Annotated in this window: 21 protein-coding genes, 1 tRNA gene and 1 riboswitch; of the genes, 12 read left to right on the forward strand and 10 right to left on the reverse strand. The window is 48.2% G+C overall.

Annotated features, from left to right (window positions below; translation table 11 throughout):
• Positions 1-6 precede the first annotated feature (6 nt).
• Positions 7-885, reverse strand: coding sequence for a hypothetical protein (locus tag ACPV3A_RS14935; protein ID WP_426200112.1), 879 nt, complete (start codon positions 883-885; stop codon positions 7-9).
• Positions 886-1,295: 410 nt separating this feature from the next.
• Here ACPV3A_RS14935 and ACPV3A_RS14940 point away from each other — a divergent pair, with 410 nt between their 5' ends.
• From ACPV3A_RS14940 to ACPV3A_RS14950, 3 genes are all read left to right on the forward strand, one after another.
• Positions 1,296-1,679 carry an ArsR/SmtB family transcription factor gene (locus tag ACPV3A_RS14940; protein WP_426200113.1) on the forward strand — a complete coding sequence of 128 codons (384 nt, stop codon included), beginning with the start codon at positions 1,296-1,298 and terminating at the stop codon, positions 1,677-1,679.
• A complete protein-coding gene (locus ACPV3A_RS14945) occupies positions 1,680-3,938 on the forward strand; it encodes a heavy metal translocating P-type ATPase (RefSeq protein WP_426200114.1) in 2,259 nt (752 codons plus the stop codon).
• 181 nt (positions 3,939-4,119) lie between these two features.
• Complete coding sequence (locus tag ACPV3A_RS14950; protein ID WP_426200115.1) at positions 4,120-5,289, forward strand: copper amine oxidase N-terminal domain-containing protein; 1,170 nt, start codon at positions 4,120-4,122, stop codon at positions 5,287-5,289.
• 101 nt (positions 5,290-5,390) lie between these two features.
• On the opposite strand, the gene ACPV3A_RS14955 is transcribed toward ACPV3A_RS14950, so the two are convergent.
• A complete protein-coding gene (locus ACPV3A_RS14955; protein ID WP_071221123.1) occupies positions 5,391-5,909 on the reverse strand; it encodes a YwhD family protein in 519 nt (172 codons plus the stop codon).
• Positions 5,910-6,056: 147 nt separating this feature from the next.
• Between ACPV3A_RS14955 and ACPV3A_RS14960 the strand changes: the two genes are divergently transcribed.
• From ACPV3A_RS14960 to ACPV3A_RS14985, 6 genes are all read left to right on the forward strand, one after another.
• Positions 6,057-8,048, forward strand: a complete 1,992-nt coding sequence (locus ACPV3A_RS14960; RefSeq protein ID WP_426200116.1) for a M1 family metallopeptidase — start codon at positions 6,057-6,059, stop codon at positions 8,046-8,048.
• Positions 8,049-8,059: 11 nt separating this feature from the next.
• Complete coding sequence (locus ACPV3A_RS14965; RefSeq protein WP_426200117.1) at positions 8,060-8,887, forward strand: hypothetical protein; 828 nt, start codon at positions 8,060-8,062, stop codon at positions 8,885-8,887.
• Between the two features lie 347 nt (positions 8,888-9,234).
• A riboswitch (cyclic di-AMP (ydaO/yuaA leader) is annotated at positions 9,235-9,374 on the forward strand.
• Positions 9,375-9,377: 3 nt separating this feature from the next.
• A complete protein-coding gene (locus ACPV3A_RS14970) occupies positions 9,378-9,851 on the forward strand; it encodes a C40 family peptidase (RefSeq protein WP_100541613.1) in 474 nt (157 codons plus the stop codon).
• Positions 9,852-10,286: 435 nt separating this feature from the next.
• Positions 10,287-10,760 carry a C40 family peptidase gene (locus ACPV3A_RS14975; RefSeq protein ID WP_339296622.1) on the forward strand — a complete coding sequence of 158 codons (474 nt, stop codon included), beginning with the start codon at positions 10,287-10,289 and terminating at the stop codon, positions 10,758-10,760.
• Positions 10,761-10,899: 139 nt separating this feature from the next.
• Positions 10,900-11,400, forward strand: a complete 501-nt coding sequence (locus ACPV3A_RS14980) for a GNAT family N-acetyltransferase (protein ID WP_426200118.1) — start codon at positions 10,900-10,902, stop codon at positions 11,398-11,400.
• 161 nt (positions 11,401-11,561) lie between these two features.
• On the forward strand, positions 11,562-11,918 hold the full coding sequence (locus tag ACPV3A_RS14985) for a c-type cytochrome (protein WP_006207476.1): 357 nt from the start codon (positions 11,562-11,564) through the stop codon (positions 11,916-11,918).
• Positions 11,919-12,021: 103 nt separating this feature from the next.
• Here ACPV3A_RS14985 and ACPV3A_RS14990 read toward each other — a convergent pair whose 3' ends face one another.
• A complete protein-coding gene (locus ACPV3A_RS14990) occupies positions 12,022-12,336 on the reverse strand; it encodes a 4a-hydroxytetrahydrobiopterin dehydratase (RefSeq protein ID WP_009595556.1) in 315 nt (104 codons plus the stop codon).
• A gap of 108 nt (positions 12,337-12,444) precedes the next feature.
• Positions 12,445-12,738 carry a hypothetical protein gene (locus ACPV3A_RS14995; RefSeq protein WP_194540327.1) on the reverse strand — a complete coding sequence of 98 codons (294 nt, stop codon included), beginning with the start codon at positions 12,736-12,738 and terminating at the stop codon, positions 12,445-12,447.
• A 191-nt stretch (positions 12,739-12,929) separates the two neighbouring features.
• Here ACPV3A_RS14995 and motA point away from each other — a divergent pair, with 191 nt between their 5' ends.
• Positions 12,930-13,730: a flagellar motor stator protein MotA gene (motA, locus tag ACPV3A_RS15000; protein ID WP_100541615.1), complete on the forward strand. Its 801-nt coding sequence runs from the start codon at positions 12,930-12,932 to the stop codon at positions 13,728-13,730.
• The gene (motB, locus tag ACPV3A_RS15005; protein WP_071221115.1) at positions 13,714-14,520 is read left to right on the forward strand and encodes a flagellar motor protein MotB; all 807 of its coding nucleotides are present in this window, start codon (positions 13,714-13,716) and stop codon (positions 14,518-14,520) included. Before motA ends, motB begins: the two co-directional genes overlap by 17 nt.
• A 109-nt stretch (positions 14,521-14,629) precedes the next feature.
• On the opposite strand, the gene rluF is transcribed toward motB, so the two are convergent.
• Positions 14,630-15,331 carry a 23S rRNA pseudouridine(2604) synthase RluF gene (gene rluF / locus ACPV3A_RS15010; RefSeq protein ID WP_426200119.1) on the reverse strand — a complete coding sequence of 234 codons (702 nt, stop codon included), beginning with the start codon at positions 15,329-15,331 and terminating at the stop codon, positions 14,630-14,632.
• 33 nt (positions 15,332-15,364) lie between these two features.
• The gene (locus ACPV3A_RS15015; RefSeq protein ID WP_426200120.1) at positions 15,365-17,659 is read right to left on the reverse strand and encodes an ATP-binding protein; all 2,295 of its coding nucleotides are present in this window, start codon (positions 17,657-17,659) and stop codon (positions 15,365-15,367) included.
• Positions 17,660-18,020: 361 nt separating this feature from the next.
• On the opposite strand from ACPV3A_RS15015, the gene tadA reads away from it, so the two are divergent.
• Complete coding sequence (gene tadA / locus ACPV3A_RS15020) at positions 18,021-18,515, forward strand: tRNA adenosine(34) deaminase TadA (protein WP_426200121.1); 495 nt, start codon at positions 18,021-18,023, stop codon at positions 18,513-18,515.
• Positions 18,516-18,594: 79 nt separating this feature from the next.
• On the opposite strand, the gene ACPV3A_RS15025 is transcribed toward tadA, so the two are convergent.
• The 4 genes from ACPV3A_RS15025 to ACPV3A_RS15040 all read right to left on the reverse strand — a co-directional run bounded on the left by ACPV3A_RS15025 (position 18,595) and on the right by ACPV3A_RS15040 (position 20,834).
• Positions 18,595-19,680: a hypothetical protein gene (locus ACPV3A_RS15025; protein WP_071221111.1), complete on the reverse strand. Its 1,086-nt coding sequence runs from the start codon at positions 19,678-19,680 to the stop codon at positions 18,595-18,597.
• Positions 19,681-19,985: 305 nt separating this feature from the next.
• On the reverse strand, positions 19,986-20,135 hold the full coding sequence (locus tag ACPV3A_RS15030; protein WP_098741251.1) for a small acid-soluble spore protein P: 150 nt from the start codon (positions 20,133-20,135) through the stop codon (positions 19,986-19,988).
• A 106-nt stretch (positions 20,136-20,241) separates the two neighbouring features.
• On the reverse strand, positions 20,242-20,583 hold the full coding sequence (locus ACPV3A_RS15035) for a hypothetical protein (RefSeq protein WP_426200122.1): 342 nt from the start codon (positions 20,581-20,583) through the stop codon (positions 20,242-20,244).
• 162 nt (positions 20,584-20,745) lie between these two features.
• Positions 20,746-20,834: transfer RNA gene (locus tag ACPV3A_RS15040), tRNA-Ser, on the reverse strand.
• Between the last annotated feature and the right edge of the window lie 44 nt (positions 20,835-20,878).

Raw genomic sequence — 20,878 nt, forward strand, 5'->3', positions numbered from 1 at the left:
GCTTCATTATAAAACGGTTATATATTCGATCATGGAACTACCCAGAATCACGATCACGAGCATCAGTGCAACGTAGACCAGGAGGATCGCATACAGCGGATCCAGGCCGCCAACCATTCTTTTTTTGTAGCTGGTCATAACGAATAACGGGACGGTCATCACGGTGCTGATGAACGACAGAAGGATGATAACCTTCGAGATATCGCCATTCAGGAACAGGAACAGAAAGCTGACCCCATACAACACGAGGAACAAGGGCAGCAAAGCGCCGAATCTTGCCATCACTTCTTTTAGCTTCGCAGCCGGGTTGAAGGACAGCTTGACCGCAGCGAAGGTAAAGACGTTCAGCAAAAACAGGAAAATCGCAGTCCAAACGGTTGGCTTTAGGACAAGATCTGCAAATGCCCCCTCAGGCAGCCCTTGCAGCTCATGATGAAGCGCTGCATACAGTGCGAGTGGAAAAAGAACAACATAGAGCAGCATGGACACGATCGCGTTGAAAAACTGGCTGCTTTCCGTTCCGGCAGCTGCGCCAAAGGGATTTCTTAATCCCTTCAGAAAATAATCCCCATAGAGCTGTCCGTACAATTTTAAGCTGGTCCAATAAGGATTGGGTTCCTCTTCTTCTTCAGAATGCTGCCGGCCTGCCGCTCGGAACGGAATATCCGGCGGGGTATATACCGGCAGAACAGATTCGGTCTGGCGTACATGAGGTAACTCCCCTCTACTGCTGGCATTTCGCCTAGTGACACTGTACGCCTCCGACGTTGCCGCTTGCTCTTTCATGGCGGCAAATACGGGCGAATCCTCGATAATCAGCCTTGCCCCGCATTTCTTGCAATACTTCCCATCTCCCGTTTCATATCGACATATTGGACAAGTCATACTCTGGCCCCCCTGTTCATACACATCCGCAAATCGAAGGATAGGTATTAGATAATGTACACATTCGAGTCGAAACGTTTGGCCCGTGCAAGGATGCTATGTAACATGAGGCGCTCTGGGCCCAGGTATTCTTACTATGAGAATTTACATCTTTTTGCTAATAGTATAAGTTGGCGTGTTATGAAATGAAAGGATTTTCTGAGGGACGATACTGCGCCTAACCCTTGGAATTGGTTAATACTATATGACTTGTTGATTCAATCCCGTTCTGTGAAATGCTTGTGAACAATCAAATATCCGTTTGAATATCGAGTGTAAATCGGGTATATTATGACTAACAATCAAATCAACGTTTGAATATATATAGAATAAAGAGCACTTATTGCTCCTACTCCAAGGAGGTTGTTCTTATGAATGTACGGACGATGAACGAAGAAGTCGCCCTCGAGCTGTGTGAAACGGAATGTCCTTCAACTGAAAGAATTGCTTCCTTAAAAGAAACGATCTCCGATGAGGATATGATCGGCATGGCGGAAATCTTCAAGGCTTTGGCCGACCCGACGCGCGTCAAGGTAGCTTATATGCTGGACCGCGGCGGCGAGTTATGTGTTTGCGATGTAGCCGAAGTACTCGGAAGCTCAACGGCAACGGCCTCCCATCATCTGCGTACGCTGAAGAACAAAGATATCGCCAAGTCGCGCAAGGCCGGAAAGAATGTATACTACTCGCTCAAAGATGACCATATCCGAACATTGCTTCACATGACGCTGGAGCACCAGAAGGAGAAGATGTAGATGAGCAAGGACAACCATCAACATTCCCAATCCTCTCCGGAGACGAGCGGCGAACTTATTGAATACCGGGTACAAGGGCTCTCCTGCCCTAACTGTACACGTGAAATGAAGGAGGAGATCCAGAAGCTGGATCATGGGAACAATGCCCGACTGAGTTACAACAGCGGGAAGCTGACCCTCTCTCCCCATGTCAATCTAAGCCGAGTAGAAACCATTCTGAAAAGTGACGGTGCGCGCATCGTTTATGCTCCGCAGACAGCCTTATCGGCCGCCAGTGCTGAAGTGCAGCCTATCCATTCATCGCATGCTCACGGATCGGCACAAGGACTTGTTCACGAACATGGCCATGATCATGCTCATGAACATAGTCATGGCGGCATAGGGAGTATGAAGTGGCTGCTGTCCATCTCCGCTGTTTTCTATCTCTTCACCTTTCTATTGGAAGGAAAAGTCGCCGAACCGGTTGTGATCGCATTATATGCAGGCGCTATGATTTTGAGCGGATATACGACATTTTTGCGCGGACTGCGTAATCTGACCCGCTTTAAATTCAATATGGATACCCTGATGACCGTTGCGCTCGTGGGTGCCGTCATCATCGGGGAGTGGCGGGAAGCCACACTGGTTGCCATTCTGTTTGGTCTCAACGAGCTGCTGGAAGGATACGGCATGAATCGGGCCCGGCAATCGATGGAAGCGCTGCTGGCCGCAGCGCCCAAAGAAGCGGAACTATGGAAAGACGGTCAAACCCAGCGCGTGCCGATCGAGAGTCTCACTCCCGGGGACGTTGTCCGGGTGAGACCCGGGGAGAAGATCCCTTCCGATGGAGCCATAACCCAAGGAACCGGGGCGGTGAGCGAAGCCGCCATTACCGGGGAATCGGTACCTGTTACGAAACGGGAAGGCGATGCTGTGTTTGGCGGCAGTGTCAGCACCGATGGTGTGCTCTATATCGCCATATCGAAGGCCTATGAGGATTCCTCCCTGGCCAAGATCATGCATCTTGTTCAGGAGGCACAGGACAGCAAGACACCGACAGAGCTCTTCATCGATAAATTTGCTAAGTACTATACTCCCGCTATTATGATCATCGCACTGGCGGTTACGCTGATTYCTCCGCTGCTGCTGAATCAGCCCTGGATGACCTGGATCTATCAGGGGCTGTCCATCCTCATTGTCGGATGCCCTTGTTCGCTTGTGCTTTCCTCTCCGATTGCATTGGTCAGCGGGATGACCCGCGCGGCACGCAACGGTATTCTGATCAAAGGCGGGGTCCATCTGGAGCAGCTTGGCCGGCTGGAAGCCATCGCTTTTGACAAGACGGGAACCTTGACCAAAGGCGAGCCTGCCGTCTATGCAGAGACGGTATATGATGAAACCAAATTTTATGCCGTTGTAGGCGCACTAGAGCAATCGTCTCTCCATCCGTTGGCTAAAGCCGTCATGAAACATCTGGAGATCAAGAATCCGCAGTGCATGTTCAATGAACCTCAACAGATAACGGTACTGCCAGGCGAAGGCATTCGGGCTGAAGTTGGAGGGAAATTGTTCTGGGTCGGAAGCGAGGAAGTGCTGAAGCATGTGAACGGCCAGCAAGATCATATCCGTGCCGTGGAGGATGACATTCGGCGCATGAAGGCCCAAGGTTATACGATTGTTGCCGCTGTAAGTGAGGATCGCGTATTAGGCCAGTTCGGCCTTGCCGACGAGATCAGACCGGAGACCGCAACCGTCGTCCGCAAGCTTCACGAGGCCGGTATCACGGATACGGTCATGCTGACAGGCGACCATGAGCAGTCCGCACAGGCCATCGCGAAACAATCCGGTGTAGCTAGGGTATTCGCAAGCCTCCTGCCGGAACAGAAGGTTGCCAAGATCAAGGAGCTTTCTTCCCGCAAAAAAACCGGCATGGTTGGCGATGGTATTAACGACGCCCCTGCATTGGCCGCTGCCGATCTGGGTATCGCGATGGGAAAAGGGACTGACAGTGCCATAGAAACCGCCGACGTTGTATTGATGCAGGATCACCTTGGCAAGCTTCCGGGGGCCATCAAAACCGCAAGACGGGTCAATCAGATTATCAAGTGGAATATCGGACTTTCCTTGTCGCTGAAGGCCATTGCTTTGCTGCTAACGATTCCAGGTTGGCTGACCCTGTGGATTGCAATCATATCGGACATGGGCGCCACCATTATCGTTACCTTGCTTGGTCTCACCATCCTGCTTGGCAAGGATCAGGAGCTGAAATCAGGATATTAATATAACCGGAGCCTCGTCCCTTTAGGGCAGCTCCGGTTTTTTAGTTCGTCCTTTGACCACTAGCTCTGATCTTACGCCATCGCATATATCATTTTTTACATAATTTTGCGATAGGGTGAAACATTTCCCATTATTTAGTCGTTTATATAGGCGGGAGTGTAAAACATAAGGAGGAACTGATATGAAATCCGTGCAACTCATCAAATTAGCAGGTACCGCATCCATAGCCATGTCTTTATTGCTTACGTCCTCATCGCTCATAACGATTCCTGCCCATGCGGCAGCAGCCTCCACATCACAGAGCAAGGCAAACTGGAGCACGCTGGACGTGAAACATAAACCTTATACGAATAAAGGCGTCGTATTCATTCCGTTGAAGGAAGTTTCCGAACAACTGCAGCTGCAGTTGACGATCCCGGGAAAAAAAGAGCTGTATATTAACAGCCCGACACAGTCTGTTCGCATTATCATCGGACAGTCGCGCGCAGTCAATGCCAAGGGGACCCCTCTCAAGCTTGAGGCGGCTCCGGTCGTGAAGAAAGGCGTGACTTATGTTCCAGCCAGTCTGATTACCAAAGCTTTCGGCATCCCTCTGAAATATGACAGCAAATCCGGGCTTAGAACGACCTTTGATGCTTGGTCAAAATATGCCTATGCTTCCAAGGCCAATATGCTGTTCTGGGTAAATCGCGAGAATGGTATGCTCTCGATGGGTAAAGCCGGATCCACGCCAGCCCAAGTTGGTATAATCCCGGTTGAGGAGATCGATCAAGTCAGCTTAAGCGCACATCGCATCAATAGCAATACCTACGTGGTCGACTTGTCCAATTATTACGGCGAACCTCATATTCATGAGAGAAGATACCGGGTGCTCATACAGGACAAGAAAATCCTGAAGCTATCCAAAACCAATCATTCCAATTTTGCCGGGATCAACTACCATCCGGACCAACTCAGCTACAAAGGCAATATTGCCATGATGAACGGCAGTACGCTTGAGCTGGTTCATCCGATGGGCAAAACGGTCAAAACTTATGACCTGGCCGCGCTCACGGGAGTAAAGGATAGTTTTATCGTAGAAGCGATTGAACAGGACTTCCTGCTCGTCCGACCATACACGAAGGCGACCCTGTATATCGTCCATCCGACTGGCAAGACAGCCGAGCTTATCTATCCTGAGCTTCTGGACGAGGAAACCATCAAGGTCATAGAGGAAATGCCGCCGAATGAGGTGGGCTTCATTGGTGACGGCCTTACGTATCTCGGATATGCCAGCGGCAAGCTGACGTTCCAATACAACAATCCGTTTCTCGATCAAAAAGAAAAGCTGACCTACCCCCTTCCATTCTAATCGATATGCAAATAAGTAGAAGACCGGCCGGATTCATTTACGAATCCAACCGGTCTTCTTCATGTTCGTCCTTTTTGGAAAGGCTTCTTTAATTTATTGTATCATTCCGCTGTCTGAAGTGCTTCCCTGAATTCCTCTGGCGATGCATTCCACCATTCCTCGTTACGCGAAATCAGCAGCTCGCGCAGTGCCTTCTTCTCGACGTCGCCAAGACCATCCAGAATGATCTTGCGCTTCATCGCCGCATCCATTTTATTCACATGATCGGCGAGGATCTTCCAGCCGCGACGGGCCTCCTGGTCGATCCACATTTCACAGGCGGTCATGCCTGCATAATGCTGTCCTTCCGCCGTACGATCTACAGCCACCCACACGATCCATACCTGTCGTCCATTGGGCACTTCATCCCGGTTCATGCTGAAACGGATACCCTTCTCCACCTTACTCTTGGCATGCATGGCCCCAATATCCACTCGGGCCTCGCCATTATCGATAATGACGGGTGACAGACTGTTCAGATCGATGGAGCCTGATCCAAACCCTTTATGCTTACTCTTGCTATTAATAATATTCAAAGCAATCGGTTTCTTCGCACCCTGCTTCTGCTCTTCATTCTCCACTGCTGCCGACCTCCTATATCAGAGCCGATGCTTACGTATCAGCTGCTAAATTGATAACCATGTCCCAATAATTTTATTTTAACTAATAATCCCCCAAAAGCAAACATATACATGCACTAGATGCTTGTCAACGGGAGGTTGTTCGATATGGTCCCACCACGTGCCAAAGTCTTTCTATCATCCCTGCTTGCCCTAGGTTTGCTTGCAGGATCGATGCCGATATTTCTGAATCCAGGGTCCTCAGCGTCTGCTCTTGCCCCAAATGCGGGCAAGCCCTCCGCCTCTGCCGTGGAGAAGGCCCCGCTCTCACCGCCTAAGGTGCAGCCTAATATTCCCGCTCCGGCCTTAAGCGACCGGCTGGTGGAATATCATATGGATGTTCGGTACGAGCCTGAGGAGAACAAGCTTAAGGGCAAACAGACACTCACTTGGACTCATCCAGGCAAAAAAAGCGTAAACGAGCTGTACTTTCATCTGTATCCCAATGCTTTTGCTTCCAATGATACGACTTTTATGAAGGAATCGGGCGGCAGGCTTCGTTCCGATCCCATGCCAGATGACGGATACGGCTCCATGACCATTACCAGCGTGAAAACAACCGAAGGACTGGCCCTGACCCATCGTCTTCAATTTGTTCAACCTGACGACGGCAACATCAAGGATCACAGCCTTGCCAAGCTAAGGTTGCCTAAACCCATCAAGAGCGGGGAGAGTGTTACCATTCATTTGGAGTTCGAGGTCGAGCTTCCCAAAATATTTGCCCGCATGGGAACCACCGAGAATTTTATTATGGCTGGCCAATGGTTTCCGAAAATTTCGGTCTATGAACCGGCCGGTCTTCGCGGAAGAGCAGAGGAAGGCTGGAATCTTCATCAATACCACGGCAACTCCGAATTCTATTCCAACTTCGGCATTTACAGCGTTCGCATTCGAGTGCCCGAAAATTACATTGTCGCCGCGACCGGATTCCCTACCAAGCCTGCCCAAAAATCAAACGGGGAAAAAATTTATCAGTTTTACGCGGATGACGTGCATGATTTTGCCTGGTCGGCATCGCCAAACTTTGTCACGGCAGAAGAAGCATTCTCCGCACCAGGCGTACCTGGCGTCCGCATCAAGCTGTATCTCGATCCAGCCCATAAAGACTTAAAGGAGCGTTACTTTGATGCCGCCAAGTCGGCACTCGCTTCGTTTGGAAAATGGTACGGAACCTATCCGTACTCCACGTTGTCCATCGTCGTTCCGCCTGAATCGGGCAACGGTGCAGGCGGCATGGAATACCCGACGCTGGTCACAGCCTTCGGTGCCAAGAACGATTCGCCGGGATATGAACTGGAGCGGACCGTTATTCATGAGATCGCCCATCAATATTTTTACGGAATGATTGCAAGTAACGAATTTGAGGAAGCGTGGCTGGACGAGGCCTTTGCAACCTATGCAGAAGAACGAGTGATGGAAAAAGAATACGGTATTACCTCCAATACGGCGGCTCAGGGAGCATCCATTACTTCCCCTGCACCGCTGAAGATGGAATCCTGGAAATACAGCTCTCACGAAAACTACGCACTGAATGTATATACGAGGGGCAAGCTGGTGCTGCAAGGCATCGAACGGCAGGTCGGTCCACAGATGATGGGCAAGATTATGCATACCTATGCCCAGAAATACCGGTTCAAGCATCCAACCACATCTGACTTTCAGAAAGTCGTCGAGCAAGTAAGCAAAACGTCCTGGCAGTCGTATTTTGACCAATATGTATATGGAAGCCAGATGGCGGATGTCGCCATCGACGTGATCAAAACCAAAAATACAGGCACGGCTGAAAATCCTCGGTATGAGTCCACGGTCCAGATTACGAGCAAGGACGGGGATATCACCGATGTGCCGATCGTGTTCGCCTTTGAGGACGGCAAAACGGTGGAACGAACCTGGAGCGGCAAAGACGGCAAAGTGGCTTACACCCTGGAATACAGCTCTCCGCTCGCCTGGGCCATGGTTGATCCGAAGTACTCCATCGTCCTGGAGAATAAACACATTAATAACTATATGAAGGCAGGAATGGATCCGACGGTGGTTACACGCTGGAATCTCAGTATTACCAAGCTTGTGGAGACGCTGTTCGGCAGCCTGTCATGGTGAGGGGGGAGCACATGAAAAGTTACGCAGGCCAAGGGTGGATCAGTGTTAAAGACCAGCTATACGTCTCGATTCTGCTCTTCTTATACCGTTTGCTGTGGGGATATTGCCTGTACCGACTCGTAAAATCGGCAGTCGTCCCCCTTCTGATGCGATATCCGGATTCCGCCCCTAACGAGCTCAGCCGTCTTTTATTCTTCTACGAGGGCGAGATGAGCCTTTCCTTGAGCAGCACAGTACACACTTACGGATGGCTTTTGGCCGGTTTGCTCCTGATCCGGATGATCCTCACCCCGCTCATTCGGGCCGGCATCTTCTACAACCTTCACCAGGAAGCCAAGGGCGAGCGCGGTTTATTCTTCTTCACTGGCATGCGGAAACTGTGGAAACCCGTAACGCTATTCTATCTGGTTGAGCTTATTCTCACCTTCGCACCCGGTTACTGGATTCTGCCCAAAATCCTCCCGATTCTGCTGAATGGAATTCAGGAGCCTGTACTGCTGCTTCATGCACTGCCCTATGCAGCTGGCTGGTTCTTGTACGCCTATCTGATCCGCCTGTTATTGCTCTATATGCAATTTGGCCGTACCGGCGATTCCAGCATGATCAGCTCTATCCATGCGCTCTTCCGCCGCTTGGGCACAGCAATGCTGTTATCCATCACCATCGGCGGATCCGCCTGTGTCATTCTGCTGCTCCTGAGCTCGGCCTCGCTCTTCTGGGCCGGGTTGATCGGCTTAATTATTCAGCAGGCCTCTTATTTCCTGAATGGACTTTTCCAAATTTGGGCAATGTCCGCTCAATATCATTTGTGGAGAGATTCCTCCTCACAGCATCCTTAATGGTTACAATTCGTCACCCTAAAATAATGAAACACTCGTGAATAAGCTGTAATCAGAAGCGACACGTTTCTATCCCGCGCTAGATTTTACAGAGAATAAGAGTTCATTTATCCTCTATATTACAAATTTCTGAACGCCAAATTACAAAAAAACCTGTTCCCTCAAGATGGGGACAGGTTTTTTTGTTTAAAAATAATGTTTCCTCGTTTGCCAAATTGTTAATACTCTGCTAAAATAACGAATATGTTAGTAACAACTTTGTCATCTTTACTGTAACTTTTTATGTAAGAACGTTGTAATTCGCTAACTATGTTGGAACGTCAAACGTCAATGAATGGGTTCATCAACATTTTAAGGAGCCGAATTCCCATAACGATATGGGAAGCGGGGGATCCGTTTTGGGTGAATTGATCTCGCAAGAGAGGGATCATAGGGGACCTTCAACCGAACCCTTAAGCTAACCTCGCAGGCAATGGAAGGGGCTTTTGTTTTGAAAAAGAAGTTAACGGCTGTTTCTCTAGGCCTCGCACTCGCACTCACATTAGGGACCGGAAGCGCTTTCGCCGATTCCAAATTAAATACTGCAATCAAACCAGCCATTGGTGTTTCTTACAAAACAGGTGGAACTACAACGAATGGATTTGACTGCTCCGGATTCACCAGCTATGTTTACAAAAAGCTTGGTCTTAGCCTGCCCCGTACGTCTGCAGCTCAATACAAAGTAGGTACGGCCGTATCCAAGAGCAACCTGAAAGCTGGCGATCTCGTGTTCTTCAACACATCCGGTAGAGGTGTATCTCATGTGGGTATTTATGTCGGGAGCGGCAAATTCGCTCATTCTTCATCTTCGCGCGGTGTCATTATCAGTCCGCTGAGCCAGAGCTATTACGCTAACCGATATGTAGGCGCTAAGAGAATTATGAGTCAGAATACGTACAAATCTGTAGCTGTGAACTACAATTAATGTTGGAACTTAATTGATTTACTCTTACAAGAAAGCCCTGGGTTTATGAGATTGTGCCGATCTCATCCAGCGGCTTTTTTCTTTTGTTGATTGTGTGTATACCTTTATAACGTTCAGGACAGCAAAAAAGTTCCCGCTTTTCGAAAAAAAATAAAATTTATTATACAAGTTCACTTCACTTCGCCATGTCTTCACATCATCTATCCTTTATATACCCTTCTCTCCCTTCATTAAACACCCATTTTGGAAAAATATTGATTTTCCTTGGTGCTTCGACAGCTAATGCTATTGAAAAATAGCGAAATTCACCAAGAAATAATTGCCAATCTCGCTTGCTGTCTGATAGAATGGACGCAGTAACAACTTTGTCATTAATGTAAGTGCTTTAATATATAGATTGCTATGCCTCGCGGCATCGAAAAGGAGCTTTCCATGCTGAAGAAAACATTATCGACAGCAGCCCTAAGTATCACGCTGTTGTTCACTTTGGGCGTTGGCAGCGTCTTTGCTGATCATGCGCTGGATCAGGAAATCGATAAGGTTCTAGGTACAAGATACAGCTACGGTGGTACAACCACGAGCGGTTTTGACTGTTCCGGCTTCACCATGTATGTTTATGCTAAACTCGGTCTGAAGCTCCCGCATCAATCCGGCTCTCAATTCGACATGGGGACAAGCGTGTCCCGTAAGGAGCTGCGCGCTGGCGATTTGGTGTTCTTCAACACATCGGGCCAGGGCATCTCCCACGTCGGCATTTATGTCGGCGATGGCAAATTCGCCCATGCTTCCTCCAACCGCGGCGTGGTTATCAACCGCCTGGCAGAGGATTACTACGATCAGCGGTACGTGGGTGCAAAGCGTATCATGAGCGATGATAAGTATGAAGAGTCGGTCGGTGAATCATCCTAAGCTATAGAGGCTAATCTTCCCTATACATAATGCTTGCCCGTTAAAGGAGCCCTTACCTCTCTTTGGCGGGCTTTTTTGATGCAACCTGGATGCTCGTAATATGGTTATTATTTATGCAGACGATAGGAGGACTTCGCAAATGGATGCCACACCGATTACATTTCACACCGTGGTCATGCGTGAAGAGCACGCCGAAGAAATATGCGCCTGGGCCTACCCTCCCCCCTATAATATCTATGGCTTTCTTCCCTGGGAGCAGATGAAAGGGCTTGAGGTGGAGTTTGGCGATCCGGACATTCGCCGAAGACAGTACATCTCGGTTCTGGATGAGCGGGAGGCCCTCTGGGGATTTGCCCAGCTGTTTCCGATGCATGAGGTGACACGAATTGGACTTGGCATGCGGCCTGATTGGTGCGGGCATGGAATGGGTAAACGATTTATGCAGACGATTGTCCGGGAAGCCAGACGGAGGCGGCCTGCCGACGAAATTGACCTTGAGGTAATGACCTGGAATGAGCGAGCAATCCGCGCTTATCAAAGGGCAGGCTTTCACATCACCGATACGTATGAGCGGCTTACGCCAACGGGCAACGCCCTTTTCCACTGTATGGTGTATGAGCCCCCGACAAATGAGGAATAGTAATCTTTGTCTATATGAAAAAGTACAATTTTGTGTACTTTTTATGAAGCTACGCCGTATAGTTGCTTTTTTTGTCACAACTGGCTATGCTGTCTATGGATGTTGGTTTATAATGGAGACAAGTGCAAAAGTGCAGTATACATAGAAGGGACGATATGACGATGCAAAAATGGATCATGAGCGGATTGTTCTTCGTCGCATGTGCGTTGGCTATCGCGCTGATGTTTACGCTCCCAGGTAAGGAACAGGTAGCTCAGGAAGAGAAGCCGACCATGCCGGAAGTGACTCTCGATGCAGCCGCAGCGGAAGCCACACTGAAAGCAAGCTGCATTAGCTGTCACGGCGACCAACTTCAAGGCGGCGCTGGGCCGGCTTTGAATCAAGTAGGCGGACACATGGATGCGGACGCGATCTTCAACGTTGTAACTAAAGGTCGTAAGGGAATGCCTTCCTTTAAAGACCAACTTAAACCTGAAGAAATCGCAAACATCGCGCTGTACCTTGCTGAGAAAAAATAAATCAGCTTATACGCAAAACACGCTTGCACCTGGAGTTGTTCCCGGTGCAAGCGTGTTTTTTTACATATTCGGGACCTCTAAAGGGACTAATGGTCTCCCCGTTCTATTGTCCCGACTTGCCATCCTTCGAACGACTCTTCTCATAGGCTTCGTTAAACTGCTGCGCTTCCTTAATATCCACAGCCGTAATGCCACCGTCGTCCCAAGAAGTGAGACGAAGTGTAACGACTTTATAATCTATGGTGATGTAGGGGTGATGTCCGAAAGCTTCCGAAATAGCTGCCACTTCATCAACAAAAGCGATTCCCTTCATGAAGGAGGAGAAGGTATACTTTCGTACAATCCATCTCCCTTGTTCAAATTCCCAACCCTCAAGCTTTTCCAGATGAGCCTCTACTTCTTGCTGCGTATAAAGCATCTTTTATCTTCCTCCCCGAAAAAAACCTATCTTAAAGCCGACTAACCGTAATATGGGCTATCTGTCATCTATTCTATTCTGCCCTGTATCTGTTGATAACTGGAGTGATTACACAAGGGCCACAAAAGCCAACTCTTCCTCACCAATCAAAATATGTATTCGATGGTTCGTCTGATCATGCATGACCACGCCGCTGCCAACATTAATCACCGGCTCTGTGCCCAGCGCATAGAACAAATCCTCTGCCAGCGCCTCATGGACCTCATTTCGCTCGGCTTCACCCAAATTGCCCCAATCCTCAGCTTCCATTTCAAAGAAGACATAGCTGTCGGAAATTCGCCCGACCGCCTCGGTCAGTTCTGCCAGAATTTCGCCATAATCCCTTCCGTGCTTAACGCCCATCTTAATCACTCCTTTCCTTGCCGTACTTAGCTTCGTTTCCCTTCCTTCCATTATACCGGAAATTACAACTAAAAAAAAAAGCCCGACCTGACGATAAATAGGATAACGCCCCACATAAGGGGCCCGGTTCTCCATGAGAGCCGTTCTGACGAATGGATTCGTTATTTTATTTCTCACGGATGAGGTGTGGTATGGAAATTTCAACAATTATAGGCTTAATAATCGGTATCGTCGCGGTACTGGTGGGCATGATCCTGAAAGGTGCCTCCCTTCTCGCTTTGTATAATCCGGCAGCCTATCTAATCATTCTTGGCGGTACGGCAGCAACTTTATTCATCGGATTTCCGCTAGTCGAGCTAAAAAAGATTCCGAAGCTGGTCAAGATGACCTTCGTGAAACAGAATCTGATGGACAAAACGGATATGATCAAGCTGTTTATGGAGTGGGCTTCGATCACACGCCGTGAAGGACTTCTGGCTCTGGAAACCAAAGTCGATGAAATCGATGACAGCTTCCTGCGTAATGGGATGCGCATGATCATCGACGGCAACGATCAGGAATTCGTACGTGACGTTTTAATGGAAGATATTAATGCCACCGAGGAGCGCCATCGTTCCGGTTCATTGATCTTCTCGCAGGCCGGTATGTATGCACCTTCCCTCGGTGTACTCGGAGCCGTTATCGGTTTGATCGCTGCACTGTCCCACATGGAAGATATGGGCGAACTTGCTCATGCTATCGGGGCTGCGTTTATTGCTACCCTGCTCGGTATCTTCACCGGTTATGTTATCTGTCACCCGATTGCGAATAAACTCAAGCGTCTGTCCAAACGCGAGGTTGAAATCCGCCTGATGATGGTAGAAGGCCTGCTGTCTATTCAATCCGGTGTATCCACCATTGCAATCAATCAAAAGCTCTCCGTGTTCCTGACACCGTCCGAACGGGCTGAGCTCAGCGAGAGGGAGGCTGGTGCTAGTGAGCAAAAAGACTAGGCACGAGCCGCATGAGGAGCATGCCGACGAATCCTGGCTTCTTCCTTACGCAGACCTACTGACCTTGCTTCTAGCCCTGTTCCTGGTGCTATACGCCATGAGCGCGACAGACGCACGCAAATTTCAAGAGATGAGCGAAGCCTTCAGCGTTGCTCTCACTGGCGGGACCGGCGTGCTGGATTACAGCAAAACGGAATCCAGCGATGATCCGCCCAATATTAAAGATCATAAAGCGACATCCCCTTCCGTTCCCGCAACAACACCTGACCAACGACGTGCAGAGCTGATGCGTCAGGAACAACAGGATCTGGAGAAGCTAAAGAAGCAGCTCGATAATTATATTAAAAATAACGGTTTAACCTCGGAGCTCAGCACCAAGTTGAACCACTCCCAGCTTGTCATTACGATACGGGATAACGCCTTGTTCCCTTCCGGCGAAGCCGTTGTGAAACCGGAGGCCCGTAAACTGGCCAAGGCTATCTCACAAATGCTTCATAAGTTCCCGGACTATGAAATTATTGTATCCGGCCATACGGACAATGTGCCAATCTCTAACAGCCGATATCCGTCGAATTGGGATTTAAGCTCGGATCGTGCCTTGCAGTTCATGAAGATTCTGCTCACCAACTCGGAGTTGGATCCTAAACGGTTCATGCCGATCGGTTATGGTGAATACCATCCGATTGCCGATAACAACACCGCTGCTGGACGAGCGAAGAACCGCAGAGTCGAGGTTTCCATTATACGTAAATACCAGGATAGTGCAACCTTTACCAGCGTGAATGAATAACTTAAAAAGGGAACGGTCCCTACAGACTATAACACACAATAAACCGATGCATCTGGTCTCCAGATCCATCGGTTGTTTTGGTTTAGGGTTATAGATGTATTTCAGCCTGCTACTCGAGCCTATAGTTCAGCAGCCGACCAAGCTCTTCCTTCTCCTTCTCGTTAAGATCACGCCAAGCGCCGATGCGTTGACTGCCGAGACGGATATTCATAATCCGGATTCGCTGTAATTTTCGGACCTCATAACCAAAAGCGCTGCACATTCTGCGGATTTGACGATTTTTCCCCTCTGTCAGAATGATTCGGAACACTTGCTCAGACATTCGAGTGACCTCACAGGGCAGCGTCATCTCACCTAAAATCTTGACGCCGCTGGACATCCCGCTAAGGAAGGATTCCGTTACCGGGCGATCCACCGTCACAATGTATTCTTTCTCATGTTTCCCCTCGGAGCGAAGGATCTTATTGACGATATCCCCATCATTCGTCAGCAGAATCAGTCCCTCGGAGTCCTTATCCAATCGTCCGATAGGAAAAATACGCTCCTTATGGCCTACGAAGTCTACAATATTGCCCTTAATATGCGGTTCGGTGGTGCTTGTAATCCCGACCGGCTTATTAAGAGCAATATACACATGCTTCTTCTTATCTTGAAGCGGCTTTCCCTGAATCCGGACATCGTCTCCTTCTTCTGCCTGGCTTCCAAGGACTGCAACCACGCCATTAATGGTAACCTTCCCGCTCTCCACCAGCTTGTCCGCTTCACGCCGTGAGCAATATCCCGTTTCACTGATAAATTTATTGATTCTCAAGATGCCATCCCCTTATCTGTAACTACTTCTTGCTTATCCCTCAATCGAATTCCGCTGAACCGCAGGCAGAACTATACTCACCTTCGTGCCTGCTCCCACTTCACTCTCGATTTCCATCATACCCCGGTGGCCCTGAATAATACGCTGGCTTACCATCAATCCCAGCCCTGTGCCCGTCTCCTTATTCGTAATAAACGGTTCGCCAAGATGCGGCATCAGATCCTCCGGAATACCTTGCCCTTCATCCCGAATGTCGATTTGGACCCATTCACCCTTCGGTCTTGAAAGCTCAATCCAGATCCTGCCGCCATCCGGCATCGCTTCAATCGCATTCTTGAGCAGATTGATGAACACCTGCTTGAGTTGGTTCTCCTCACAGTGTACGTAGGTTAGTGCTTCAGTAAACTTCAATTTGAACTCGATGCTGTACAAATGGGCTTGGCTGTCGAGGAATGAAATGACATCTCTCATGATGATTCGTACATCCCTCTCTTGGAAATGAATCGCCTGCGGCTTCGCTAATATCAGAAATTCACTGACAATCAGATTAATTCGGTCCAGCTCCGACAGCATCAGATCAATATGGTCCGGATTGACCTTGTGGGTCTGCTGCTGAAGCTGCAGAAATCCTCGAAGGGTCGTCAGCGGATTTCGGATCTCATGAGCAACGCCGGCAGCCAGCTGGCCAACAGTATTGAGCTTCTCCGAACGTCGCAGCAGCTCCTCGATGCGATTGCGTTCCGTCACATCCCTAGACACGCTAATCATTGAGGTAACTTCACCGTTCTCATCGCGCACCAGCGAGGTGCTGATGCTGACCTCAATAGCGCTTCCATCTTTATGAAGGCGGACCGTCTCTACTGGAGGAAGCCGTTCTCCGGCCCGCAGGCGGCGGATGCGTTCCTTTTCTTCTTCCTCCTTAGCCGGAGGGACAAGTGCAGGCTTCCGTCCAACCACTTCGTGCGCCTTCCAACCATACAATTGCTCAAACGCTTTATTTACACTAATAACCCGTTCATAGGTATCGGTTGTATGAATGGCGTCGGCTGTCTGATTAATGACAGACTCCAGATATTCCTTAACGGACTGATTCTCATCGACCATTTGCTTCAACTGGCTCGTATAGTTGCCCAGATTACGTGTCATCGCATTGATTCGACCTGCAAGCTGACCCAGCTCGTCCCGGCTGCTTACCTCCAGCCTTCGATCAAAGTGACCATCCGACACATCATTTACAGTTCCAAGGATAGCCTGAATCGGCTTGGTAAAATACCCTGCAACAATATAACTGCCGAATATCACAATTTCCAATAAAACCAATGAGATCGCCACAAGACTGATCATTTGCTCCCTCATCACGGAGGAGATGGCTTCATAGTCCATAACGACACTAATGACACTGGTCGGTTTATTTTCGGATACGATAGGGATGAAGCTTTTTAGCACCTTCTTATTATTGATGGTGCTGACAAACACCACATTATCGCCGGTAGAAACAGCCTTCTGTACAGCTTCCGCATCTTGGTCCAGGCTCCCATAGTCATAGGTGCCGAATGTAATCGGTCGATTGCGAAGCTTGTGGTGAACGTCATCCGTTCCATCTTCCCTCATATATTCATTGCCAAACGTTTCAGGGTTGATGCCTGTTACTTCCAATATCCGCGGATTCGACTTCAAGGTCTCTTTCACAACGGTGTCCGGACTTGTAATCTTCACAAAGTCCTTGATATTGGAATTCCTTATGTAGGGATCAATAATATAATTGCGCTTGCTATCGTAATAGTATCCCCATTTATCAATGAATTCCGGATTGGAAGTAGAGAACTCAAACGGTCCAGACCAAAAATGATCGGAGCGCTGGCCCTCGGTAACTGAGACGACTTTACCATACTGGAACAATTCCAGAAAAGCCGTATGCCAATACCCCCAGTTCTTTGTTGAAAGGCCGATTTCATCTTGAGAGGAGGATCGGGCAACAACGATATCATCATTCGTCCGAACCATTAATGAAATGTGAGTGACGCCAATCTCCTTACTCAATTCCACCAATTGCTGATTGGTTATATTGTTAATATCCGGATCCAAAGCTTTTGCCGCGTTGACCGCGGCCACCTTCAGCATATCGCCGAATATGTTATCCACATATGCAGAACTAAAGCCGGTTTGCTGGACCGTAATGGCGATCTGAGTAGCGGCCATCACCATCTTGGTTTCACTATCCTGCTGCAAATTTTCCTGGGTCGTGTAATAGTTCAGCGTAATGTTGAGCAGAAGAATAAATAATACCGATATGGACATGATCATCGATAATTTCGTCTTAATCGACAAGTGGCATCTTCACCTTTCTGCTTCACATAGACGACTTGCGAATCTAATACCCTCATGATACCTTGATCACGAACGTTTGAAAAGACAAGCGGCGTTATGGCTATATGGTTTTTTCCACAATCGCATTGCTATTGAAATAAGGAATCCTTACAATATAAGAGGTCATTCCCAGTAAAATAAACAACGTATCCACAGATTGCGCACAAATACACAACTTATCTGGGGATAGTGTGCATAACTTTGTGTATAATATTTTAGTTATCCACAATTTTGTCCACAACATGTTAACAAACGAATAAATGTTCGTTGAACATTGGGTATAAATACAGGGTTTTAACGGGCTGTGAAAGGAGACTTTAGTTTGATATCAAATTCAATAGACCCACTGGCTGTGGATAACGATAATCATGAACACTGGATGAGAGAAGCCATTGCAGAAGCACGGAAAGCTGAAGAGCTCGGTGAAGTTCCGATTGGTGCTGTCATCGTGCGGGGCGATGAGATTATTGGCCGTGGATACAATTTGCGTGAAACGACTTACGATGGTACGGCCCATGCCGAGATGGTAGCTATTCGGGAGGCAAGCCAGCATCTTGGAGCATGGCGGCTGCTGGACTGCCGATTATACGTGACGTTAGAGCCCTGTCCCATGTGTGCAGGAGCTATCGTCCAATCCCGGGTCCCAGAGCTGATCTACGGCACTGGTGATCCCAAAGCCGGTTGTGCCGGCACACTGATGAATTTGCTTCAAGAGCCGCGTTTTAATCACCGGACTAACGTGGTTCAGGGCGTGCTGCAGGAGGAATGCGCATCACTGCTCACTCAATTCTTTCGTCGTTTGCGCGGGAAACTATGATCCTTATGTAGAGTATAAGTATAACAACGTAAAAAACCCGGCCATGACGGCCGGGTTTTGTTGTCTGCGATGAATAATATTAATAAGTGCCCATTTGGCTCATGGATTCCTCAAATTGCTCCATCGTGATGACATCAGCATCTTTTGGAATACCGATTTTGAATTCTTGTTTAGCGTTGATGTTGTTGTATTGGGTGCTACCCTTCACAGCCAACTTCACGTTCTCATTGGTTTCTGGATCGTTGAAATCAACGTTCAACACAACATCCTGATATGCAGGGAAATCCTTTTTATCGATAGCCGTGTTGATGTTGAATGTGTTGATCTTCAGATACTTCTGCATCTCTTCCAAGCCCGCTTTGAATTCGTCTTGGTTAACGTTAGATACTTCAGCTTTAGCAGCATCGATATCTTCTTGGGTCAGACCCAGCAATTCGCGGTACTCGTCTTTAGCTGCAATGTCAACAACCTTAGGTGCAACCTTGTTTACCATAATATCCAATGCTTCATTCAGGTTATCATTGGTTACAAAGAATTGAACCACTTGTTTAGCGTCAACGCCTTCTGGAAGGCCAGCATCTTTAACATTGATCTCTTTGAAGTATTTCGCTTGGTCATACTCGCTCAGCAAGGCTTCAAGGATTTCGTTAACGAATTTCTGGGACTTCTCAGTATCCAGGCTTTCTGGACTAAACGTTTCACCGGATTGCTCAGCAAGCTCTTTCATGTCCATCATGAGGAACTTACCAACAACGTCCTCTGGGAATGGCAGCATTGGAATGCTTGGAACTTTAACGTAGATTTTCTCTTTCGTCATCACCATATCAATATTGAAGGACATCGCCATGTCACCCTTCAGATTGATACCCATGTTCATCTCGGTTTGCATTGGATCAGCTTGGTAGATACCATCAAGCGTAACCTCAGCATTCTTCAACATCGTCATCGCCTGTGTTACGCTTGGATCGCCTTCAACTGCAGGTATGTTAACTTGAAGGTCTTCAATGACAAATTTACTCTTCATTTCGTAGGATGTCATCTTCATCGCGTTCGTAGCAGCATTCGTCATCGCTGCCTTAGGCTCTTCTTTTTTGGCGCAGCCAGAAAGTACAACTGTCACTGTGAGCAGCAGTGTCAGCATGATAGCTGCAAACTTCTTGTTCATTAAAATTTCTCTCCCCTCTAACAGTCAAAAAAATAACAGACCTTCTAATCATAAACCATTTAACCAAAATGAGAAACACTTTCTGGAATATTTACTGAAATTTTATTTCCTTTCTTTTTCCATCCATCTTAATTTCAAACTTCTTAACATGCGAATAAGGTGGGGCCCCAAAATATTACACTTGAACACTAATACGGAAGTTGGACGCAAAAGGTTTCAAAACGAAAAAAAGAACTTCCTGTCGAATGACAGGAAGTTCCCTCGATTCTTGCTTTCTAGCCTCTCAGTATTCACTCTACAGGCTTCTAGCCCTCCGGATTGAAATGTCCATCCTGTTTACGGATCTTCGCTCTGTGCGAGCCTGACAGCGGCTCCTGGCCGCCACGGTCATGGTCCTTGCGCTGCTTCGGCTGCTCCTGTGCTTCCGGTACCGGAATCGCTTTTGGTTTGCTCATCTGATAGCCCTCCATTTCATGGATCACAACGATGTCTTACGCTATCCTACCTTTGATGTCCATACCATGATGGACAGTATGGAAACTGTCTCGCTCATTTATGGAACTAGTGATGCGTGATTTGCTGCAGCGTTTGGGCACACTCATGGATATGGCGCGTATAATCGCCGACCATGCCCTGAATGTTCTCATTACGCTCATCCGTCGTTGCGCCATCACGCTCTACATCGACTAAATCGACCTTCACTTCCCGTGAATCCACATACGTGCATTGAAAATCAAATGAATACTCCTGGCGACCTGCTGCATCAATGTGAATGCGGATGGCGTTCGGATCCCCTTCGTCTGCAGCCACTTCTGCGCGATCTCCCGGCTTTAAAATGGTGGACAGCCTTTCCTGCCAGGCATTGACCAGCGTCGACTGATCCACATTCAGTTCTGAGTTCATGTTCACACCTCCCCTTCTCTATAAATTGCGATAACAGGGGATGTTTTATACAGCCTCCTCCATAAAGCACAAACCTACTGAAGGGAAGACCACGCAATGATTCCTCATAAAATAGAGCAAAAAAACCGTTTCCCTAAGGAAACGGTTTGCGTTTGATATGTATGGCGGAGAGGATGGGATTCGAACCCATGTGGAGTTGCCCCCTAACGGTTTTCAAGACCGCCCCGTTATGACCGCTTCGGTACCTCTCCATGTGGTAATGATCCATGCAAATGAATCACGTGCAAAAATCATT

Origin of the sequence: Paenibacillus sp. Dod16, assembly GCF_049893405.1 — a bacterium.
Classification (GTDB): Bacteria; Bacillota; Bacilli; order Paenibacillales; family Paenibacillaceae; genus Paenibacillus_AQ.

Bases quoted from the DNA above. Each gene is read 5' to 3' on its own strand.
- ACPV3A_RS15025 (WP_071221111.1), bottom strand. From the start codon at position 19,680: ATGAACAAGAAGTTTGCAGCTATCATGCTGACACTGCTGCTCACAGTG.
- ACPV3A_RS14985 (WP_006207476.1), top strand. From the start codon at position 11,562: ATGCAAAAATGGATCATGAGCGGATTGTTCTTCGTCGCATGTGCGTTG.
- ACPV3A_RS14940 (WP_426200113.1), top strand. From the start codon at position 1,296: ATGAATGTACGGACGATGAACGAAGAAGTCGCCCTCGAGCTGTGTGAA.
- ACPV3A_RS14965 (WP_426200117.1), top strand. From the start codon at position 8,060: ATGAAAAGTTACGCAGGCCAAGGGTGGATCAGTGTTAAAGACCAGCTA.
- ACPV3A_RS14935 (WP_426200112.1), bottom strand. From the start codon at position 885: ATGACTTGTCCAATATGTCGATATGAAACGGGAGATGGGAAGTATTGC.
- motA (WP_100541615.1), top strand. From the start codon at position 12,930: ATGGAAATTTCAACAATTATAGGCTTAATAATCGGTATCGTCGCGGTA.
- ACPV3A_RS15030 (WP_098741251.1), bottom strand. From the start codon at position 20,135: ATGAGCAAACCAAAAGCGATTCCGGTACCGGAAGCACAGGAGCAGCCG.
- ACPV3A_RS14990 (WP_009595556.1), bottom strand. From the start codon at position 12,336: ATGCTTTATACGCAGCAAGAAGTAGAGGCTCATCTGGAAAAGCTTGAG.
- ACPV3A_RS14960 (WP_426200116.1), top strand. From the start codon at position 6,057: ATGGTCCCACCACGTGCCAAAGTCTTTCTATCATCCCTGCTTGCCCTA.
- ACPV3A_RS14950 (WP_426200115.1), top strand. From the start codon at position 4,120: ATGAAATCCGTGCAACTCATCAAATTAGCAGGTACCGCATCCATAGCC.
- ACPV3A_RS15035 (WP_426200122.1), bottom strand. From the start codon at position 20,583: ATGAACTCAGAACTGAATGTGGATCAGTCGACGCTGGTCAATGCCTGG.
- ACPV3A_RS14980 (WP_426200118.1), top strand. From the start codon at position 10,900: ATGGATGCCACACCGATTACATTTCACACCGTGGTCATGCGTGAAGAG.
- ACPV3A_RS14995 (WP_194540327.1), bottom strand. From the start codon at position 12,738: ATGGGCGTTAAGCACGGAAGGGATTATGGCGAAATTCTGGCAGAACTG.